The organism is Alteromonas sp. MB-3u-76 (genome assembly GCF_002831605.1).
GTDB lineage: Bacteria > Pseudomonadota > Gammaproteobacteria > Enterobacterales > Alteromonadaceae > Alteromonas > Alteromonas hispanica.
In genome coordinates this window covers 609,345-629,775 of the sequence record NZ_CP025115.1, presented here as the reverse complement: position 1 = coordinate 629,775, position 20,431 = coordinate 609,345, and the positions used below count along the sequence as shown (strand labels likewise).

Annotated in this window: 15 protein-coding genes and 1 pseudogene; 2 read left to right on the top strand and 14 right to left on the bottom strand. The window is 41.7% G+C overall.

The annotated features are described in order from the left end of the window. Positions 1–95 precede the first annotated feature (95 nt). The 12 genes and pseudogenes from CW735_RS02765 to rppH form a co-directional block, all read right to left on the bottom strand. Positions 96–1,385 carry a tyrosine-type recombinase/integrase gene (locus CW735_RS02765; RefSeq protein WP_071978594.1) on the bottom strand — a complete coding sequence of 430 codons (1,290 nt, stop codon included), beginning with the start codon at positions 1,383–1,385 and terminating at the stop codon, positions 96–98. Then, positions 1,385–3,616: an AAA family ATPase gene (locus tag CW735_RS02760; RefSeq protein WP_071978593.1), complete on the bottom strand. Its 2,232-nt coding sequence runs from the start codon at positions 3,614–3,616 to the stop codon at positions 1,385–1,387. The genes CW735_RS02765 and CW735_RS02760 overlap by 1 nt, the downstream gene beginning before the upstream one ends. Continuing rightward, positions 3,610–4,023: a hypothetical protein gene (locus CW735_RS02755; RefSeq protein WP_071978592.1), complete on the bottom strand. Its 414-nt coding sequence runs from the start codon at positions 4,021–4,023 to the stop codon at positions 3,610–3,612. Before CW735_RS02755 ends, CW735_RS02760 begins: the two co-directional genes overlap by 7 nt. Beyond that, positions 4,013–4,597: a hypothetical protein gene (locus tag CW735_RS02750; RefSeq protein ID WP_071978591.1), complete on the bottom strand. Its 585-nt coding sequence runs from the start codon at positions 4,595–4,597 to the stop codon at positions 4,013–4,015. Before CW735_RS02750 ends, CW735_RS02755 begins: the two co-directional genes overlap by 11 nt. Further along, positions 4,590–6,683 carry a tyrosine-type recombinase/integrase gene (locus CW735_RS02745; RefSeq protein ID WP_071978590.1) on the bottom strand — a complete coding sequence of 698 codons (2,094 nt, stop codon included), beginning with the start codon at positions 6,681–6,683 and terminating at the stop codon, positions 4,590–4,592. Before CW735_RS02745 ends, CW735_RS02750 begins: the two co-directional genes overlap by 8 nt. Then, positions 6,683–9,616: a hypothetical protein gene (locus CW735_RS02740; protein WP_071978589.1), complete on the bottom strand. Its 2,934-nt coding sequence runs from the start codon at positions 9,614–9,616 to the stop codon at positions 6,683–6,685. Before CW735_RS02740 ends, CW735_RS02745 begins: the two co-directional genes overlap by 1 nt. A gap of 14 nt (positions 9,617–9,630) precedes the next feature. Next, complete coding sequence (thyA, locus tag CW735_RS02735) at positions 9,631–10,545, bottom strand: thymidylate synthase (RefSeq protein WP_071978588.1); 915 nt, start codon at positions 10,543–10,545, stop codon at positions 9,631–9,633. A gap of 258 nt (positions 10,546–10,803) precedes the next feature. Beyond that, positions 10,804–11,370 (bottom strand): annotated as a pseudogene (gene thyA, locus CW735_RS02730) (thymidylate synthase); the annotation flags it as partial. Positions 11,371–11,385: 15 nt separating this feature from the next. Then, complete coding sequence (gene lgt / locus CW735_RS02725; protein ID WP_100970883.1) at positions 11,386–12,189, bottom strand: prolipoprotein diacylglyceryl transferase; 804 nt, start codon at positions 12,187–12,189, stop codon at positions 11,386–11,388. A 4-nt stretch (positions 12,190–12,193) separates the two neighbouring features. Then, complete coding sequence (locus CW735_RS02720; RefSeq protein ID WP_100970882.1) at positions 12,194–13,000, bottom strand: sulfite exporter TauE/SafE family protein; 807 nt, start codon at positions 12,998–13,000, stop codon at positions 12,194–12,196. A 115-nt stretch (positions 13,001–13,115) separates the two neighbouring features. Then, positions 13,116–15,407, bottom strand: coding sequence for a phosphoenolpyruvate--protein phosphotransferase (gene ptsP, locus CW735_RS02715; protein ID WP_100973155.1), 2,292 nt, complete (start codon positions 15,405–15,407; stop codon positions 13,116–13,118). 44 nt (positions 15,408–15,451) lie between these two features. After that, the gene (gene rppH, locus CW735_RS02710; protein WP_071978585.1) at positions 15,452–15,994 is read right to left on the bottom strand and encodes an RNA pyrophosphohydrolase; all 543 of its coding nucleotides are present in this window, start codon (positions 15,992–15,994) and stop codon (positions 15,452–15,454) included. A 114-nt stretch (positions 15,995–16,108) separates the two neighbouring features. On the opposite strand from rppH, the gene mutH reads away from it, so the two are divergent. Beyond that, on the top strand, positions 16,109–16,786 hold the full coding sequence (mutH, locus tag CW735_RS02705; protein ID WP_071978584.1) for a DNA mismatch repair endonuclease MutH: 678 nt from the start codon (positions 16,109–16,111) through the stop codon (positions 16,784–16,786). A gap of 123 nt (positions 16,787–16,909) precedes the next feature. Here the strand turns inward: mutH and CW735_RS02700 are convergent, their stop codons facing one another. Together CW735_RS02700 and CW735_RS02695 are read right to left on the bottom strand one after the other, a co-directional pair. Then, positions 16,910–17,884, bottom strand: a complete 975-nt coding sequence (locus CW735_RS02700; protein ID WP_232230560.1) for a DNA mismatch repair protein — start codon at positions 17,882–17,884, stop codon at positions 16,910–16,912. Positions 17,885–17,944: 60 nt separating this feature from the next. Beyond that, a complete protein-coding gene (locus tag CW735_RS02695; protein WP_071978583.1) occupies positions 17,945–19,450 on the bottom strand; it encodes a CYTH domain-containing protein in 1,506 nt (501 codons plus the stop codon). 327 nt (positions 19,451–19,777) lie between these two features. Between CW735_RS02695 and CW735_RS02690 the strand changes: the two genes are divergently transcribed. Further along, the gene (locus CW735_RS02690) at positions 19,778–20,380 is read left to right on the top strand and encodes a TIGR04211 family SH3 domain-containing protein (protein ID WP_071978582.1); all 603 of its coding nucleotides are present in this window, start codon (positions 19,778–19,780) and stop codon (positions 20,378–20,380) included. Positions 20,381–20,431: the final 51 nt, after the last annotated feature.

Here is a 20,431-nt window from a genome sequence, read left to right as displayed (position 1 = left end):
TACCATATTGCACAACTGTCTAATATTCAACCAGTTTTCATGGGTTTTTGGTTTACCTGTAAATGTTTGGGTAAAGTTCTTATTAAAGCCCGTATTCAAGCCAAGTCCTTTTTTACGTATTTCTCTAAAAGTTCCGTAAGTTTTTCCTCAATATGATCACCATTTAAAATAGCTTCAAATAGCTCACTAGCCATCTCAATCTGAGACAATTGTTTTTTGCGTGTTTGAACTTTAACCTCCAAATCACGTAGTAATTCGATATTATTCATTTTGGCTGCTAATCCTTCACTTCGAGATAGTGCCAAATAGTGCCGAAGGGATTGAGGATTTGAATGACCCGCTTTTTCAGCAGCCTTTATCAATACATCTTGAGCAGACTTTGGTTGCCCCCGATCATCAAAACCATCAAAAGCAGCAACAATATCCGTTAAACCTTTTGCCCTAACGCGATGGCCTGTTCCTGAAACCCCTGCCTTTTTCATTAAGCCTGAAAGCCTTCGAGAAATATATTGTTTATTCAACGGTTTTCCTGTTGTAGAGGCAAGGAAAAGTTCATCGGGTTCTTTGTAAAATTTATTTCGCTTTTTCGCAGCGCTAACCGCATCTGAACGCTCATTTTCAATGTATTCGCGAATTAACTCCATTGTTTCTGGTAGGAACTCCAGATCGCGATCTATTTTTCTTTTACCTGTCACTTCAACGTAGAAGAGCTTATTTTCGGCCTGATATTCTTCTATTTCATCCCAGTCAGGTACATCAGAGACTTTGATTTGCAAGGCTTCCATTCTTCTTGCTGAGCGTTCATAGATTGTAAAAATTAAGGAATCTCGCGTCCCAACCACATCTGATTCCTCAATCGTAACTGCATGCAGAAGTTCTAGATCATCATTTGTCGGAGTCGGTTTCGCTTTAGACGTTGACGATGGTATATGGGGCCACTTCCAACTAGTTTTGGTTTTCTCAGCAGAGATTGCGTACTCTTTGTCGTCATCATAAATGGCGACATGATGGCGAATAACTTTATTGCGTTCAGCCCATAAGTAAAAATCAAATACAGTGCGTAATACACCTGCGACATAGCTGTCTTTATTGCCACTCATTATTTTAGCATCACGAAACTCAACCAAATGACCGTCAGACACATTTTGCCATGATAATCCCTTACCTTTTTCATCAATAAACCTTAAGAAGGTTTGTAGTTGATCTGCATAAGTGGTTACGGATGTGATTTGATCGGTATCTTTTATCGCCTTAAAAATAAGATAATTGCTTACCGCTTCGATAACCCCATTGGCATCGAAAAAAACAGGAACACCGCTATATGATGATTTGCTAAATGCCCCTTGTAAAATGCAGTTTTCATCGGTTGTTTTATAAAAGATCATTAGGCGCTCTTACTTAGCTGATTAAGCCGTAATCTATCGAGGTGATGGTTAAGTCCAACAATTCGCTGTTCAACTGTTGGTGGTTTATTGACCGCTCGTTTAATTAGCTCAACATTCCCTATAAACACCACCTGTTCAACACCTCTGGTTAGTGCAGTATAAACCCATGTTCGATCAATCATTTTTCCATTGATTACTGGAATGATAACTCTACGAAATTGTGAACCTTGTGCTTTATGGCAGGTGATTGCATACCCCCACTGTAAAGTATCGATATCATTTTCATCTAGCAACACTTCTTCGTTGTCAAACGCAACGGAGATAATAGAAAGAGGTAAATTTGCTCGTTGTGCATCTTCTATTTCACGAATTGTTGCTAACCGAGTAATCCTCCCCAAAGAGCCGTTCATTATATCCTTTTCCCAGTTGTTTACGGTTGCCATAACCATATCCCCCACCATTAGCCCTGTTGGTTCTGGTGCGGCATTTCCACGGTTTAAACAAACTTGCTGATTATCACCTACATACTTATTTGATAGTTTTCGGTTTATACCAAGAGTTCCCCAATCGCAATCCTTTGTTGTTGGGCATATAATTTTCACATCTGCTTGTTCATCAGTACCGCCTAGCTCATCTAAGATTTTCTCGATTTGTCCAAAAATATTTTCAGCATCTGCGCTAACAACTGTAACACCTGTAGCTTTCCCACAATAAGTAGGTAACTCAGTCCAAACACCTTCTCTAACGCTCTGTGAGACCATTGGAATGCCTGTGCTCTCATCTTGCCTCCAAACCTTGGTTAGCCTTGTTACTGGCTCGCTCAACTCGTCTGACAGCACATGAAAGACTTTCCCTGCACCAACGGGTGGTAATTGAGCGGCATCTCCAACTAAGATAATTTTTTGAGAGGGTTTAATACGCTTAAATACTCTGACCAATGAATACAAATCGACCATAGAACATTCATCAATGATGATATGTGTAGCAGATTGAAGTTTGTCTTGATCTAGCTTGTTGAGGAAACCAGCAATAGTAATTGCATCTTCCCCTGTTGTTTCCTGCATTCGTTTAGCAGCTCGGCCAGCAAGTGCCATTTGAATTGCCTGACCACCAGAATGATTTAACACATAAAGCAGTGCCTCTAGTACACTTGTTTTACCAACTCCTGCACCACCTGTTATCACTGACAATGGCTTTGATAAACCATAGTAGACAGCTTGGGTTTGTTCACTAGTTAAAGGGTAGTTAGCTTGCTGCCACGTAGTTAAGTATGTTTGAATACTACCGTCCATTCGCTCTTCTTGGGTGATAGTTCGATTATATATTTCATCTGCAATAAAGCTCTCCTGAAGCGATGCGCCACGACTCTGATAAAGGTCAGGGTTCAACATTACAAAGCCGCCATTTACGTAAACCTGTTTTAGCGCCAGTTTTGCTAAATCACTACCAATGAGCTTGGAAACTGACTTAAGTAAAGTTTCTGCATCTAAAGCAGTATTGCCATCGTCAGTATATGCCGCGAATAGCACTTCTGTTACTGCTGCATGAAGCCTTCGTGGATCATCATGCTTTATTACAAATTGCTCAGTTGCAATCTTATCAATCTTCTTCCATGTCACTGCGAAAGCAATAAGTCTGTAAGGGTCAGCTTCAAGTTTATCTACTGCGTCATTGCTATATGCAGCTATAAGTTTTCGCCCAAGCCATACAGGTAAACGATAAAGTTCTAGCCATTCAACCAACTTGCCTTTTTTATCATGATGCCACCCTTGGATAAGGGTATGAGCTTTGTCTTCTGTAAGTTCTTCAACTTGTGATAATGCTTTAAAATTTTTTTCATCCAAGAGTCGGTAAATGTCTTGACCAAAGGCTTTATACAGAGCTGTTGCGGTTTTGACTCCAATATTGGCAAATGTTTCGTTGAAGGTGATATATGAAATGAAGTTTTCACCTTTCGGCTGATGTTCAACGATACTGGTAGCTTTAATTTGCTCTTCGACTTCTCCTGTATGCTTGTTGATATACTCACCATGTTGGCGAGCTTTTACCTTAAAGCGCTGACCTTGGTATAGGCGAAAGTCTTCACCTGCCAATTTCCCCGTTAGGAGTACATTAACTTGTTTGTCTGAGTGCAGTCCCTCATTATCAAGAACAATAGCTTTAAAAACACAACCATTATCACTTTTATAACGAACACGTTTTACTTCAACGTCTACAACAACGTTTACCACGGCAAACGCCCTTGTGCTGCAAGTTCATCATCGGCATCAACCCAGCCATATTCATACAACTTAGCCTTGAAACGACCGTTATCCTCAAGCAATTGCGCATTGCGTTGCTCTAATCTTGATACCCTTTGCAACAATTGCTTTGTTTCATGATTCTTAACTCCGGGCGAAGGTTTAACATTAATTTTTAATCCATTAGCTCTGAGTTTTTTTTCATATTCAGCAATAACTTTAATAGCATGATCATTTTGTGATACCCAATTTGCGCCACAACCTAGGGTTTCGCGTATCCACGTACGATTAATTCTTCCATTGACTATCTCGATGTTGTCATTTTCAAAAGAAGATTTAAGTAATTCGTCCAAACTGGATTCTAAGTTCTTCCGCTTACTTTGGTTGTCAGTTCGCATTATTACCACCTTTAACAAACTCAACTTTAGTTACTTTAGACGCCTTTCTATTCTCGTATTGCGCTAATTTTTTACGCAGTAAAATGATTTCATCACGTGCTATTTGTAATTCACTTAACGTTTCATCTAGTTCTTCAGTTAAACCTTCAACTTTGCTGTTAATTAGTATTAACTCTTCTTTTAATCGCTTAGTTTCTTGGGAATATTGCACATATTGGTTTGCTGCATTGGTCAATGACTCATTGAGTTCTTTGTTTTTCGCTTTTAATTCAGTTAATTTTTGTTCTTTTGGCTTTTTAGGTAGTTTCTTTTGTTTTTTTAGTGTCTCTAAGCAATTTGCAATCTTTTTAACTTTGCGACCATGCTCTTTATGCGAAGTGACAAATGAACTTGGGCTGCCTATTTTCTCAATGCCCAATTCATCACAAACCCAATTACGCACCTTTGTTAGACTGGTAGGTATTTCAAGTTCGGTATGAGCACCTATAATTTTTTCATTCAATACTCTAAGACGAAGCTCAATTTGCTCAGCCAACTTTTTCGCTTTATCTTCATTGCTTTCTGGACTATTCATTTGGCACCTCAAAAGGAGAGCTTGCATTAGCTTTTGTTAATAATTCTTGTAATGAAACAATTTGAACTCCAGTAATTTCATCAAGAACAGAGCCTTTCTCACAAAACGATTTAGTTTTTTCTCTTGCCTTAATATCATCAGAAATAGCACCTGAAAAACGATCTGTATAAGCTGCAAAAGGGCAACCGCCACACGTTTCGACAGAGCCTTTTGCAATATTAGGTTCACCTTTATCATTGGCACAATTTGAGTGCTTTCTTAGTACGGTTTTTTTAGGGCAAACACAAATAGTTCCCCAAACCTGTTGGGTAAATTCGGCTCCAACACGTTTCATATAACGCATTAGTTTTTCAACAACTCGCTCACGCTCAACAACATCAACTTTGCCACGAAAATGTGTTAACCAATCTGATAATTTTCGCTTGATTTTGTCACCGCTTTTGCCTCCTATGATTGCCTTACCAGACGCTACTCTTCGTAAGAAACTGGCGGTCCATCCTTCACCAATCTCTTTCATTTCCTTCATGAATTTTTCATCGGTAATATATCGTTTGGTCATTTCGATATTAAAGTGACGTAGATGATGCGACAGTGCGCCAATATATGCACCCTCAAAACGATAGTAATAGAGCAAAGCAAACATTCTACGAAATTGATGAAATGAAAACTTCCACTCATGAGATGAATCTTTGCTTACAAAAGAAGTGTAAAAATCTTGAAGGCTACTTCTCACTTGTTGATCGTTTAATTTAACGACTTCACCTTCTCTGGAAACGTATTGCCATAATGTATCGTTGTCAGATAAACCTCTTGCTTTTTCGCTGAGCTTTTCAAGTATATTAATGGCTTTTTTAACTAACACTGGAACTGGGCACAAGTCATACCGCTGACTTGTTTTTTCAATGTAAATAGTTAGCCAATAAGCACCATCACCTCTTTCTTCATCGATACATTGATATCCGAGATCGAAAATCTCTTCCTTTCGCCTTGCTGTTAGTGAAGCGATAACTGTAAAGCATGCAGAAGCAAGATAACGAACAACACCTTCTAGAGTTGCAACTCCATTATTGCTCTGTTTTCCATCCCTGATATTGAGGTTTAAGCCTTTATTTGATAACCGCTTTATTGCGATTTCTGCATCAGCACCTGAGGCATATAAATCAAGAATCTCATCACCGTAGTTAAGCACCCAATTTGCACTTTCTCTCATCATTGCAAAAGCAACTTTAGGAGGTATAGTTTTGGTTCTCTTACTTGCTGTTCCAAGTCTACTAGCGGCTTTCGATGCCCCCTCAGGGAATGGATTTTTAGGGAATGGTTCACTTTTAAAGTAATGTTGCCAGCTCCAAATTTCCTCCAGTGGCATCAATTTTCTGTGTAAATCCTGAATTGTGACAATATTAGGGATAAGGTCTAATTCCTCTAATACGTCCTGAACAGTAAGCTTTTCCAGTTCAATGCCTTCAAAATCCTTTTTTAACTGACTCTCATACCAATCAAGAATTCTAGTGGTGTATGTAAAGTTTCTAATTGGCAAACCATTAACACCAACCAGCTTATATATTTCACCTCGTTTAAGGGTGTTGGCTTGCCTGAATGGTAACTTACGTCCTTCAAGCAAATGTTTTTTGATAGCGTTAAATACTTTTTCAGGAATGCTAAGGGAAAACTCTGCGCCAAAAGCAGCATCATTTGCGAACTTTTCAAGATGAGTTTTAGTTATTTTTGCTAACGACCTGATTTTGTATTGACTTAACCAACAAATAAACGATAACAGCGACCTTATCCGCTGCGCATGGACTGAAGCGCCTATAACGGGGTTGTGTAACCGAAAAACCTCTACATACTCAATTACTAAGTTGTAAAATTCCTTATTTCGCTTATCCGTTAACTTACTACCATCAAGTAGTTTAATATCAAACTCAACACTTGATTTACCGCGATTGTCACCAACTGTATCTGTTATTTCGATTGTATTTTCCGCAATCGAAATATTACTAAGCCAAGGCCAGCTTTCCCTATTACTTTTGAACTTCTCCTCAGCATCAGAAGCCTGAAAAACATCTAATAAAGCTAAATTACTCATTACCAAGGCTCCGGCATTGTAAAGTCACTATTACTCATTTTCTGATTAGCAATTGCAGTGGCTTGTTTCTTGATAAGGCTAAGCTTGCCTCGTGTCATTTTCTCATCTAAAACCACAGTGAATAATGCCTGCCAAGGCACCCAAACATCACTCCACCTATTCATATTCTTGGCAGTAAACGCGGTTTCACTGTTGTCTAATGCTGTCTTCCAAATAATCATGTCAGAAATAGATATAGGATCAGCACTTACTAGCATACGGTCATGCTTGCACTTAACGCAGTTTTCTACTTCATCGCATTTAACCCTTTCACCTGATTCGGTCACAATTTCTCTATCTTTACAAAAAACACCCCAGCCTGTTTTTTCAACTTTTTGCTTCTTTTCATTCCATTCTTTTTGAGTCATGTTCAGTTTTTTATGCGCATCTTCATCATCATAAACCATGACCACTTCAATCGTTTGCTGGAACTCCAGCATATCTTTTTCCATTTGAATACGGTGGGGAAGTTTATTGGTATAGCCTTCTGTAGTTGCACCTGATTCATGTTGAGCAATAAGTTGTGCAACGCCAAGATTCGCAGGATCTTTTAATTGAACATTCAACAAAACCGTTGGCCTAAGCATTGAAGGAACAAGTCTAAATTGCTTTAAATAACTAGAATGATTGCAAATAGCTTTAAACTCATCTCTAAAAGCAAACTCTGTTAGTGGTTGAACAGCCCCTTTTTGATAATATTGCAGCGTATCGTCATCTGATTCAGGTTGTGCTGAACAAATATACTCAAGCGCATTAACAGCACTTACACATTCTACGTTATCGCTTTTGACCGCCAGATCATCATAGATAGGCTTGCCAAACGATCTGTCCTTTTTACCGACTACCTTTTTATGTTGAGCAATGCCTGATTTACGAACACAATCATTAGGTAATGTTAGGGCGACAGCAACGTTAGCTCCGCTTTCACAAAGGTATAATGTTAATGCAGAGCTAATAGCCTTGCGGGTAGGAACTAGATAAGAAGCAACTCGTTCAATACCACCAAAGAGTTGATATTTTTTGTTCCACATTTGCATATTAGTGGTAGCTATATTTGGAGGACAGGCTTTGTAAACTGTTTTAATAATTTTAAGTAGGTTAGCAAGAGTAAGTTGCTTATTGTCGATAGGAAATATGTCTTTGATGTATTGAGACCATTGAAAGGAACTAATCGATACTCTTTTTTCCAACATTAAGCGAAATTCATCACAATCGACAGTTGCCAAATCGAGTAACTCAACTCCTTCTTTGTGCAGCACTTGCCACTGTTTAAAAACGTTACTCGCCTGAATTCGTATTTCTAACAATCGTGATTCCGTGATCTCCTGCATAGCTTCAGAAAGGTCATCAGGCAGGTCAGGCTTATTAACTTTTTCAAACATTAACGTTTCTAGAAAGGCTTTCGTATCCTTACCTTGACTTATTTCGATGCCACGATATTTTGCTGCATCTGTTAATATTTCCTCTACTCGCTCTAACTCATCCTTTTTGATGCTAGCTTCAAGTATCGACTGCCTGTGGCTTTTGTCTTTATTGACTCTACCTTTGGTTAGAAAGGTGTATTTAGGAAGAACTCTTGCGTCACCAAATTGAGTAATGATAAATGTGTTTAAGTTAGCACTAGGGTTTTCAAGTAATAGCGCTGCCCGATATGCCATACAAGCTCTACCAAAATCAGCTTGATTAACTTTTTTATTGTCGCGTAATGAATCAGCAACGTTCCTGTCTATATTTTTTGGATTGGCTAACCATTCGAAAAAATGAAGAATACGTAAATACTTATTTTTTACTGAGCCTGTTGCAGCTTTGTTAGTGACTGCAATAAATGCGGTGCCAATTTTTTCGGCCAATTCGAGACTGTATAATTCGATGAGCGAAGAAAAAGAATATACTCTACCATGCACTTCAGAGTATGGTGTTGCGCCTAAATTGAGTGTAGCTGCACCATAAACATTGAATGATTTTCTAGTTACACCCCGTAGCTGAGTTTGATGGAGCGTTTGTGTACGTTCATCGATCAATTTCATCAGGTTCGGACTAGTTCTGATGGTGTTTTTTGCAATATCTAGCTCTTGTGCTAACCATTTTATACTGATCACTCTTGATGAAGAATCCAGTACTAGTTCTTTGTTTTCGAGTATTTCTGACAAAGCATCCTTGTATTTGTCTCCTGCATACTGCGAATAGTCTTGTTGACTGATGAGTTCATCATATTCTTTGAACAACTCTTTTAATTTAGGAGCACGTGTTTCAGCTACACTAGTGCTTTGATTAGCCGCTAAACCAAACTCCGTCATTACTGATTTACGATTTAACTTTCCACGCTCATTGATAGGTAACTTTTGATTCTTGTTCAACTCTTCTAAATACTTTCTAATATCAGGAACTTTTCGCTCCCAAACCGTCCCCGTAATACCTTGTTCATAAAGCTTTTCATCAAACTCATTGAGCATGTCGCGTGCCCACTGCCATGACTCGGTTTTACCTACAAGAGAATTCGTGGGAAATTTAAACTTTCTTTCAAAAGCTCGGAACGATATTCGCCCAGACCTATCTCCTTGAGGGGCAACTGGCAAGCCATCAATATCACCTTTAAGCTTATCTAGTAGTTTTTTAAATCGCTTTGGAGTGCCATATTCAAAGTTCACCCCTGTAATATTACCGCCTTCTTTTGCGATCAAATCCTTTTCAAAATCATCAACAACATTTTTACACCACTGATATTTATCAAAACCGTGATAGTTAGATAAAGAGCAATGTTGAAAGCCATATGTTTTTTCAATCAGCGAGCGGGCTATTTTGCCTTTGTGTGTAGGTAACTCTTTCTGGCTGAGCAACTCCTGAAGGAATGATTTTAATTTCTCAGGAGTGTTATATGTTTCAAGCCCAGCCATAAATTGAGTTCACCTTATACCGCTACTGGTGCAGGTATTGCAGGGTGAGGGTCATATCCGTCAAGTTCGAAATCATCAATCGTATAATCAAATAATGAATCTGGCTTACGCTTTATAATTAATTTAGGAAATGCTTTTGGCTCCCGTGATAATTGCTTTTTAGCTTGCTCAATATGATTCATATATAAATGCACATCCATACCAAACCAAACAATTTCACCAACATCATAGCCAGTTTGCTCCGCAAGGAGCGTGGTAATTAAGGCCAAATTTGCAACATTAAATGCAAGCCCAAGGTAAGAATCACAAGAACGTTGCACCATACCACCAGAGAGTTTATTGGTATTTGGATCAACATAAAATTGATAATGCTTATGACAGGGTGGAAGAGCCATTTGATCAAGTTCACCGACATTCCAGCCGTCAAATATGATGCGTCTCGATGATGGATTGTTCTTCAGTAAATCAATTACCTGAGAGACTTGATCAATTTCTTGCCCATCTTCAGTTTTCCATCTACGCCACTGTTTACCATATACTGGCCCAAGATCACCCCATTGCTGAGCAAAATCATCGTTAGCAATGATACGCTGCTCGAACTCTTCCATCGTAATTGATTTATCTGCACTACCTTCAGGCTGAGCATCAATAAATTTTTTGTAAGGCCAATCACTCCAAATATGAACGTTTTGCTCAACCAATTCTTTGATATTGTGGCCACCAGAAAGCATCCATAGCATCTCTTTAAATGCTGTTTTCCAGTATACACGCTTTGTCGTAAATACAGGAAATCCTTCAGATAAATCAAATCGCATGGTATGCCCAAAAATGGCTTTTGTACCTACGCCAGTTCGATCAACTCTTTCGCTGCCTGTTTCTAATAACAAGGTCAGTAAATCTAAATATTGTTTTTCGGGGTGTATATTCATTAAGTTGCCTTTTTAAAATTTTGTTATTGATACAGGTTATCGTAACTTGTGCATTGTTTGCCATTTCATCTAAAAATTATTCCCTATATCAAAGTAATTAGTTCGCATTTATGTGTGTTTTGGACTATCAAACCAGCTCTTAAAAATCGTAGATAACGATTCACATAGGATATAATTTTAATAATAGTACAATTTCTATATATATCAATGTAAAAGATCACCCATTCGTGCGTGAGTATCGTTTTTATTATCACAAAAAAATACCACACCTAGGAAGATGTCGCCGCTGCGCTGATAAAGTTGGCAGCTTAATTTGCCATCAAGCACATAAAACTGAAACATGGTGTGACAAGGCGGAAGCGCCTGCTTCCCCATTGCAGCGTTTTCTTTCGGCGAGTATTGCGTATCGGGTAATGCAGCAGGGTTCCAGCCACTTACTATGAGTCGTCTGGAATCTGGGTTATCTTTTATTTGCTGAATTACATCAGATATTTGGTCAATGGTAGTGCCATCACCACGCTCCCAACTGCGCCATTGCTTGCCGTAAACCGGACCAAGCTCGCCATCTTCTGTTGCCCACTCATCCCAAATTCGCACGCCGTGCTCTTTTAAGTAAGCGATATTAGTTTCGCCTTTGAGGAACCACAAGAGTTCGTGAATGATTGACTTTAAATGACACTTTTTGGTGGTAACAAGAGGAAATCCTTCCTGCAGACTAAACCGCATTTGATAACCAAATACGCTTAACGTACCAGTTCCGGTGCGGTCTTCTTTCTTCACACCTGTATCGCGTACATGGCGCATGAGAGCGAGATATTCTTTCATTGATTCTTATATCTTCTACGTTTTAACACTATTTTTCGTGCCCATATAAGCACGTACAATTAATCCTATGCCCAAAGCAATCATGGGTAGGCAAAGAAGTTGCCCTTGGCTAAGCCCCATTTGGTAAAGCCCTATATGTGCATCGGGCTCTCTGAAAAATTCCACTATAAAACGAAAACTACCATAGCCCAGCAAAAACAGGCCGCTTACTGCACCAACAGGGCGTTTTTTCGCTGAGTACAGCCATAAAATAACGAAAAGAAGCACACCCTCTAAGGCAAATTCATACAGCTGTGATGGGTGCCTGGGAACATTACCCGCATTCGGGAATATTACCGCCCATGGGACATCAGTGGTTCTACCCCATAGTTCTGCATTTAAAAAGTTACCAATACGACCCGCTCCCAAACCAATGGGCACTAGCGGTGCGACAAAGTCGCCTAACTCTAAAAAGGTAGCCTTCATGCGTTTGGCCTGCCAAGCTAGTGCCACAAGCACACCAATTAAACCGCCATGGAACGACATTCCACCTGCCCAAATTTTAAAGAGATACAGCGGGTTGTCTACAAACATACCAAATTGATAGAAGAAAACGTAGCCTACTCGGCCACCTAATATCACGCCTACAAAGCTCCAAAACAATAGGTCGCTTAATTGGTCTTTATTCCACGGCGTTTGCGACAAGCGTTTTTGTGCAAGTAAAAACGCTGCGATAAATCCAACGAGATACATTAATCCGTACCAGCGTACGCTTAATGGTCCCAAGCTAAAAATAACGGGATCGATACTGGGGAATACCAGGTAACTGCTCTGTTCCATTATATTATTCAATTCCTAAAATCATTCGAATACTTACCAGCACTAACAAGCAGGCCAGCATAGCTTTTAAAATACGCACGTTTACTTTTTGCCCGAGTTTAGCACCGATGTTTGCGGTAATCATAGAGGTAGCAATGATACCTGCTGCCGCAGGTAAATACACATAACCTAAACTGTACGCAGGTACATCTGGGGCGTTCCAACCGGCAATAACAAAACTCGACGTGCCAAATATTGCGATCACCAGCCCACAAAATGCCGCACAGCCTATTGCCGCACGGGCATTGACTCGAAACCACACAAGTGCAGGCACAAGTAAAGCGCCGCCGCCAATACCCATTAGCGCACTTATTATACCCGTACCACTTCCTACGCAACTGAGCACTGCTCTGCTAGCCTGGTTATCAGACTGCTTTTGCTTGCCGAATATCATCTGTGCCGCGATAAGAATAACCAATACGGCAAAAATATCTTTTAATAATTCGCCAGAAATATGACTCGCAATTTGTGCACCAATAATAGCGCCCACCGCAATTCCCATTCCTGTATACAGCACAATATTTTTTTGAATATTGCCTAACCGATAATGCGCATACGCGGATGACATACTGGTAAACACAATAGTAGAAAGCGACGTAGCTATTGCTACCGGCATTACGGTTTCTGTGGTCATACCGAGTAAGTGAACAAGCAGGTATGACAACACGGGAACGATAATCAAGCCGCCGCCAATACCCAGCATTCCCGCCAAAATACCTACAACTGAACCTAGAAGCACACAACTTAGAAGAATGACAACGACAGGTTCCATTCATTATCCTTTAAATATTTATCATCGGTGAGGGTAGCATAGTTACTATGACGTGGGGCAAAACACTGACGGCAATCAACCATCTTTTTCAATAACAAAACTTAGGTCATTTTTATTACGACCCAGCGCGAATTAACCCAGCTAGCGATTTTCTTTCAAGGTATTCGTTCAGATGAGTAAATACCTCTTGCTGCGAAGATGAAGTAAGCGAAAGAGAGAGCAATTGCTTACATTCTTCTAGCGTGACTTTGCGTAACAACCAGTTAATTTTACGAAGGTTAAAGCCATTCATACTTAAACGACGGTATCCCATACCCATAAGCAAAAGTGCTCCCGCAGGCTCGCCCGCTATCTCGCCGCAAATAGTAACGGGAGTGCGGTTAACATTCGCTTTTTGCACTATATCGTAAAGTGCGCCCAATACAGCTGGATGATAGCTATTGTATAAACTCGCCACCCGCGCATTGTTTCTATCGACGGCCAATAAATATTGTGTGAGGTCATTACTACCTACCGAGAAAAAGTCCACATGCTTTGCAAGTTGTGGCAGCTGATAGAGTACCGAAGGCACCTCAAGCATTATCCCAAGCTTGGGGCGTACTATGGTGTGGTAGCCTTCTTCTGCCTCTTCCGATATTTCTAAAAATGCCTGATTAATGAGTTGCTTGGCCTCAATAACTTCCGATACTGTAGAAATCATAGGAAGCATAATTTGGAGGTTATTAAGCCCTATGTTAGCTCGCAGCATAGCGCGGATTTGAACCAAGAATATTTCAGGGTGGTCAAGGGTAAGTCGCACTCCACGCCATCCAAGAAATGGATTTTCCTCATTAATAGGGAAATAAGGCAGTGGCTTATCGCCACCCACATCAAGGGTTCTCATGGTTATTGGTAAATCTGGGGCAGCTTCTAATATTTCACGATACAAAGTGACCTGCTCTTGCTCAGAAGGAAACCTTTCCCTAAGCATAAAAGGAATTTCAGTTCGGTATAAACCTACTCCAGCACCAATCTGCTGCGCGTCAAGCTCTACTTCAGCTGAGAGCCCAGCATTAATATAAAGCGACATTCGACAGCCATCAATTGTCTCGCAAGGCTTGTCAGCCTCCGCCTCAATTTTTTCAGCAATGGCCGACTCTTCTTCTATCAGCTGAATAAACTCAGCTTTAACGGGTCGCGCTGGCGATATTATCACCTCGCCAGAATAGCCATCGAGCAGAATTTCTTTGTCTTCTAGCAGAGCAGGCGACACGCTCTGACAGCCCATAACGGCTGGAACACCCATAGCTCTGGCCAAAATAGCGGCATGGGAGTTGTTAGAACCACGCACTGAAATAATACCCTGAAGCTTATCTCGCGGGCATTCAGCCAACATAGTCGCTGAAACTTCATCAGCAACGAGAATACAGGGTTCGGTTACCGACTTTTCAGCTAACTTGTGCCCGTTTTGCTCGCTCAAAATGTTAGCGAGTATGCGGTCAGACAAGTCTATAATATCAATGGCCCGCTCCTGCATATACGGGTCTTCCATAGCTCTGAAGCGAGCTGCGTAGCTTTCCACTACCATTTTTAATGATGACGCCGCATCCCACCCCTGACGGATTTTTTCTTCTACTTCACGTCCCAAGCTGTTGGCATCTAAAAGGTGATGATAAAGCTGAAATATTGACTTCACGTCGTCGGGAATGCCATCGTCTAAACGCTGAGACAAGGTGTCTACATGGCCTCGAGTGACTTCTACGCCTTTGCGATAAAGAGCGATTTGATCGGCCGGTGAGCGAGTTCGCTTTACCACCCAGTTTTTTAAATTAATTGACTTATCGGGTGAGAAACCTTTGCCGATGGCAAGCCCTGGAGACCCAGCGATGCCGCGCACGTTTTTCTGCTGGTCGACATGACCAGCAGTATGAGAAAGTGTTAACGCTCCTCGAATGTCCGCATTAGTAATTTCAAGAGCTAACTGAGCTGCTAAGGTAACTAGGAACGCTTCTTCATCTTCGCTGAAGCGCCTAAGATCAGTTTGCTGCAGCGTGATAACCCCAAGAACGCGACGCTGATTGGTAATAGGGGTACCAAGAAACGCGTTGTAATTGTCTTCTCTTACTTCGGGATAATGTTTAAAACGGGGATGGTGTTGCGCGTTTGCAATGTTAAGAGGCTCTTCCCGCTGACCAACTAAACCAATCAGTCCCTCGGTAAAGCCTATGCGAACATGTTCTACCGCGTCGGGATGCAATCCATCTGTCGCCTTTAATACGAACGCTTGGGCGTCATTATCGGCAAGGTATATTGAGCATGAGTCAACATTTAAGGTTTGCTTTACTCTGGACGCAAGACGAAACAAAGCGGTATCGAGTGCAGGAATTTGATTCATTTCCTGCACAATACGCTTTAACGTGTTTAACATTGCGCCTGAGCTATTAGGGGTATTCAACGGTTACTCCTGATTCCTTACCCGCGCCTGCGTTTTTTACCGCGTTTAGTTGAAGCGTTCCCCTGACGTTGAGGACTTCGCTGCTGCGCCGACATGACCACTGGGGAAAATTCCTTCATCACCCTGCGATAAACGTCACGTTTAAACGAAACAACATTTCTAATTGGGTACCAATAACTTACCCATCGCCAGTCATCAAATTCTGGGTGGCCTGTTTTTAACACATTTACATCGCGATCCTGACAATCGAGTTGCAAAAGAAACCACTTTTGTTTTTGTCCTATACAAACAGGATTACTACCTTGTCGAATAAGTCGCTTTGGTAGCTTATATCTAAGCCAATTACGGGTAACACTTAAAATAGTGACATCTTTTGATGTCAAACCTACTTCTTCGTGTAGCTCGCGGAACATGGCTTGCTCGGCAGTTTCCCCTTCATCAATTCCGCCTTGAGGGAACTGCCATGAATGTTGGCCATAACGTCTTGCCCAAAATATTTGTCCCATTTTGTTGCAAATCACTATACCCACATTCGCACGGAATCCATCGGCATCTATCACATAGACTCCCGGGCACACAATACTGGTAATATGTTTTCATTCTTCCACAAACTATGCTCCAATCATAGTGTTAATATTCAATGGCTAAGTTCAAACAGGAATTTTACGATAACAATGCAGCCTCCCCAGTCACCGCCAAGCACTCCAGACGAGTTACTAAGCCGCTGCCATGCTATAGCAGGTCTCTCTCTTGGTGAGTTGGCTTCTATGGCAAATGTGGCAATACCTGCAAACCTGCAGCGTCACAAGGGCTGGCCAGGCATGCTTATTGAAAAGTGGCTAGGTGCTAGCGCCGGCTCCAAACCTCAACAAGATTTCCCAGAGCTGGGTATCGAACTTAAAACCATTCCCATTGATGCATCGTTTGCTCCCCTTGAAACCACTTATGTGTGTTTTGCGCCATTGCTAATGCAGCCAGGCATTACTTGGACAACAAGTAACGTACGCAACAAACTACAGCAGGTATTGTGGCTTCCTATCGAGGGTGATAGGCGTATTCCCCTCGCTGATAGACGGGTTGCTACTGGGTTTTATTGGCGCCCAAGTGAGGAAGAAGACGCCCTGCTACGACAAGACTGGGAAGAGTTAACAGAAAAAATAGTGACCGGGCATGTCGAGTCCATTACCTCAAGGCAAGGCACTGCGCTGCACATTCGCCCGAAGGCCGCAAACGGACGCGTGCTAACAGAAGCCCGTGGACCTGAGGGTGAAAAGCTGCAAACCCGTCCGAGAGGTTTTTACCTGCGCAAAACCTTCACCCATCATATTCTCAATACCGCTTTTGGTCACTAATTCAGCAAACCGTTGCTATTCGCCGCTGCCATTTTTAAGCAAGTGCTTAACTAGGTAGTCGCTTAAAAACTTCTCAGAGTTTAAACCCAGCCGCTTTGCCACTGATGCAACCTTGGTGTCGGTTCACAACAGCACTTTTTTGGCGTACTCCAAACGGAAATGGTAAATAAACCGTCGGAAGCTTTTTTTATCAGACACGCGAAGTGCTATCGCTAACGAGGTTGGGTCGAGGTCTGCACTTCGACAAAACTCAGCGATGGTGAGGCCTCTTTCTTTATACGCTTTACTATCGATGGTGTGACGCTCGGCTTTTGAAATAATACTGCTTATTTCATAGGGTGTTGCTTTTCCTTCTTCTAACCTCTCATGTTCAAAGGGAGATGGAGACGTGTTTCTAACAAATAAAAGGGACGTTAATACAATAAGCAACCCAGTGCCCAACATTAAATGGTGATAACTCTCCCACCCCGCTAGACGGAAAAACCCAAACGTAGCTGCCGTTACAAGCAAAATACTCATAAAAGCAATGCCTACAAGCATGCCCATAAAGCCCGCAAGGCGAGCTATTTTAAATTCTCGAATATCCACGGCCTGTTCAGGTAGATGCCTGTGATAACTTTGAATATGCTCGGTAATAAGAATACCAATGAGCAATACGCTAAAGCCGGTGAGTAGCGGCGCAACGTAAGCCGGCCATAAAAATAGAGGCTCTCCTATTGGCGATTCAGACAACCATTGCATTCTTTGTGATGTGGGAATTAGCAGCACCGCTATTTGGAATAACGCCGTAATAATGAACGGCAGCCATAAACGCCGTCTCGCGGTAGGTTGTTCATACAACAAGGGCTTAATAGCCCTATAACAGCAAGTAATAGCCAAGACTGCGAAGATATCGGATAGGCCGTAGACTACCGCAAAGTCCGGCTCTCCACTTAAACGGATCCATTCATCAGCCATAAATAAAGGCCAGCATAGCAGTGCTGCGCATAACCACCCGCTCTTGCTTTCGCCTTTGTTCGATTTAATGAAGTACACAAGACCAATTAGATAGACGGTAAGTAGCAGTAACAAACCGTAATCTTGCACTGAAAAATACATCGCTATCACCTGTCCATGTGAATTTGAAAGAGAAAAGTCATGATGATACGTCTACGCTCTCTACCAGTAAACATCGCGCTGCATCGCCACTTTTCGAGTCCGCTCCATAATAATAATCAGCGTTGTCAGCTTTTGAGCTGTCCATTTGCGCAGCTCATCCTCTGTTTCTATTTCGGCATCATCTATAGATTTGTGCAACATTAGAAGCGCGTTAAGCTCATCAATACCCGTGAGAAGATCAAGCCACGGCGCTCTGAAATTGCCCCGTTCTTCTACAAATAAATCGCCAAGTAGAAAACCACTCCATAAGGTTTGCCTAAGCAGTACTTCTATGGCTGAGTAGTTTGCAGGCCCCATGTTTTTATTAAGAGGCATACTTTGTTGAACAGTTTGCCATCCCTGTGAGAGCCAGCCCTTCGCATGGTCTGAAACTTTATGATCGTAGCCCGTTGAGCAAGCTTGCCACGGCTTTCTCTGTACAAGGCGAATGGCTTCTATCTTTATATCGGTCGCTTCGTTATTGAAAAATAACTGCTTTGGCTGATGAGCGTGCATTAAGCCTGTTTTTCGCCCCTGCAAATAGCTGACAATGGCAGGGTGCTTACTTAGTGTTTTGCTAAACAAACTTTTCTTTGAGAGCAGATAGCGAAGGCTTTGAAGGTCGTCTTGCCATCCCCATTGCTGCGCGTAGGCGATAAGCTTTTTATGCAGACGAAGTAATTCTGGGCACTGCAGCACCGGCAAATAAAGCGACACGCTTTGCAGTAATAGCTGAATACTTTTTGCTACTTCTGCCAGCATTTTAATACTTCCGCTTTCGCAAAACACATGCTCGTGATGCTGCCAATGGGCTAATGCAATTTGAACGGCCTGACAAAATGCTTCTTCGGTGGAAATGCTCTCTTTTAAAGCAAGAAAGTTAGGCAATGGACGAATTTTAGCATTAAAGCCGTGAAGCAGCTGATAACCCTGCGCAGCTTTAGAAACATCGCTTAATCTCACTTCCATGTTGTCATTAATCAACAAGGCAAGAACAAACAGGCTGTCTACTTCGCCGTCAATAAGCTCAAGCTCAATTTCATTAATTGGCGAGCTAGCTTTGTCTGTGATGGCTTCGCCGCAATCTAGGACAATCTCCACCTTGCTGCCGTTTACCTCAACCACATACGCATTACGAGTGAAATGTGTACTGAACTGGCGTGTAAGACTACTGTTTTTGCTGCCTACGTCCCAGTCTTGAGGCCATACAGAGGCATCGAATAACGTCAAATCTGGCGTGGGTGTTTGTAAGTCGACATTGTATTCTGACCGCGTATGCAAACCTCCACTCACAACACCGTTGGTTTTCAGGGTTTGTTCATACCGACCATCATTCCCTCTTACTCGAAAACCCATCTTGTTTTGTTGAAAGTCGAATTTTTCGGTGTCGTAATAGTCATTTTCCAAACGCATTTGTTGGTGCGAAACAACCGTTACTTTTTGCTTATCAAACAGCGGGATCAAACGCTCGGAAAAGCGCTGCTGTGCATTCTCACCGGTCACAAATTTTAATTCTATTTCTGACATTGTTTTATTTCAGACATATTAGCTCTATGTAAAAGTAGTAGCTTTGGTTACACATCACGGCAAAATTAAAAAAACGCCGCTCTAATCGAAAAACGGTATTCATATTAGAATACGGGTGTGAAGGCACTTCTGAAGTACTGACACCTTACCCTTGTCGCTTGTTTTTGGCAATAACAGTAATGTGTTCTATTAGGTTGTGTATTGCCCTATACCCTGCCAACAATAGCGTAAATTACTGCTATTAAGTGCTGTATGACGGAACAAACTTGCCTTTATGTCGGTCAACCAATACCATCTTTATGATTTAAACGAGCAATTGGAATTTATATGATTCGAAAGTGGTTAGCCGTTGCCCTTTTCACGTACTCTTTTCAGGCAGTTGCACTGCAGGATATCGCTGATTTGGAAGCATCATCATCTCATTACATAAAAGATGATTTGTTCATTTTTATGCATACGGGACCTAGCAGGAACTACCGTATACTTGGCTCTATTGAAGCGGGTACGCCAATTACGGTGTTAACGCAAAATGACGAGACCGAATTCACCCAAATTACCGATAATGACGGACGTGAAGGTTGGGTAGAAAGTAAATTTATATCAAATACAATGTCGCGGGCTGAGCAATTGCCCAAGATTCGTGAGCAACTTGCGGAAAGTCAAAGTGCGTTACAAGCCTCTCAGTCAGAAAGCGCTCGGCTGCGCCAGCAATTGAATGACGCACGTCAGCAGATAACCCAGCTGTCTACTGAGAACGAATCGCAGGCTACAGCAATCGTAAAGTTAACGAGTAAAGTAGAAAGCGCCAATAAGGACGAATTAGTGACTTGGTTTACCCGAGGAGGCTTAGTGGCTGGCGGCGGTATTTTACTTGGTGTGTTACTTACCTACTTCCCTAAGAGAAGACGTCGCAGCAGCGAGTGGATGTAAGCGGCTGCAGTCGTCAAGCAATGTGGACAAGCAATTAAGCATAAAAACGCC

What these genes read in the sequence shown, in the direction of transcription:
- CW735_RS02765 (WP_071978594.1), bottom strand. Translation starts at nt 1,385, where the DNA reads ATGATCTTTTATAAAACAACCGATGAAAACTGCATTTTACAAGGGGCA.
- CW735_RS02720 (WP_100970882.1), bottom strand. Translation starts at nt 13,000, where the DNA reads ATGGAACCTGTCGTTGTCATTCTTCTAAGTTGTGTGCTTCTAGGTTCA.
- CW735_RS02690 (WP_071978582.1), top strand. Translation starts at nt 19,778, where the DNA reads ATGATTCGAAAGTGGTTAGCCGTTGCCCTTTTCACGTACTCTTTTCAG.
- CW735_RS02740 (WP_071978589.1), bottom strand. Translation starts at nt 9,616, where the DNA reads ATGGCTGGGCTTGAAACATATAACACTCCTGAGAAATTAAAATCATTC.
- ptsP (WP_100973155.1), bottom strand. Translation starts at nt 15,407, where the DNA reads ATGTTAAACACGTTAAAGCGTATTGTGCAGGAAATGAATCAAATTCCT.
- CW735_RS02695 (WP_071978583.1), bottom strand. Translation starts at nt 19,450, where the DNA reads ATGTCAGAAATAGAATTAAAATTTGTGACCGGTGAGAATGCACAGCAG.
- CW735_RS02700 (WP_232230560.1), bottom strand. Translation starts at nt 17,884, where the DNA reads ATGTATTTTTCAGTGCAAGATTACGGTTTGTTACTGCTACTTACCGTC.
- CW735_RS02750 (WP_071978591.1), bottom strand. Translation starts at nt 4,597, where the DNA reads ATGAATAGTCCAGAAAGCAATGAAGATAAAGCGAAAAAGTTGGCTGAG.
- thyA (WP_071978588.1), bottom strand. Translation starts at nt 10,545, where the DNA reads ATGAATATACACCCCGAAAAACAATATTTAGATTTACTGACCTTGTTA.
- CW735_RS02755 (WP_071978592.1), bottom strand. Translation starts at nt 4,023, where the DNA reads ATGCGAACTGACAACCAAAGTAAGCGGAAGAACTTAGAATCCAGTTTG.
- lgt (WP_100970883.1), bottom strand. Translation starts at nt 12,189, where the DNA reads ATGGAACAGAGCAGTTACCTGGTATTCCCCAGTATCGATCCCGTTATT.
- mutH (WP_071978584.1), top strand. Translation starts at nt 16,109, where the DNA reads ATGCAGCCTCCCCAGTCACCGCCAAGCACTCCAGACGAGTTACTAAGC.
- CW735_RS02745 (WP_071978590.1), bottom strand. Translation starts at nt 6,683, where the DNA reads ATGAGTAATTTAGCTTTATTAGATGTTTTTCAGGCTTCTGATGCTGAG.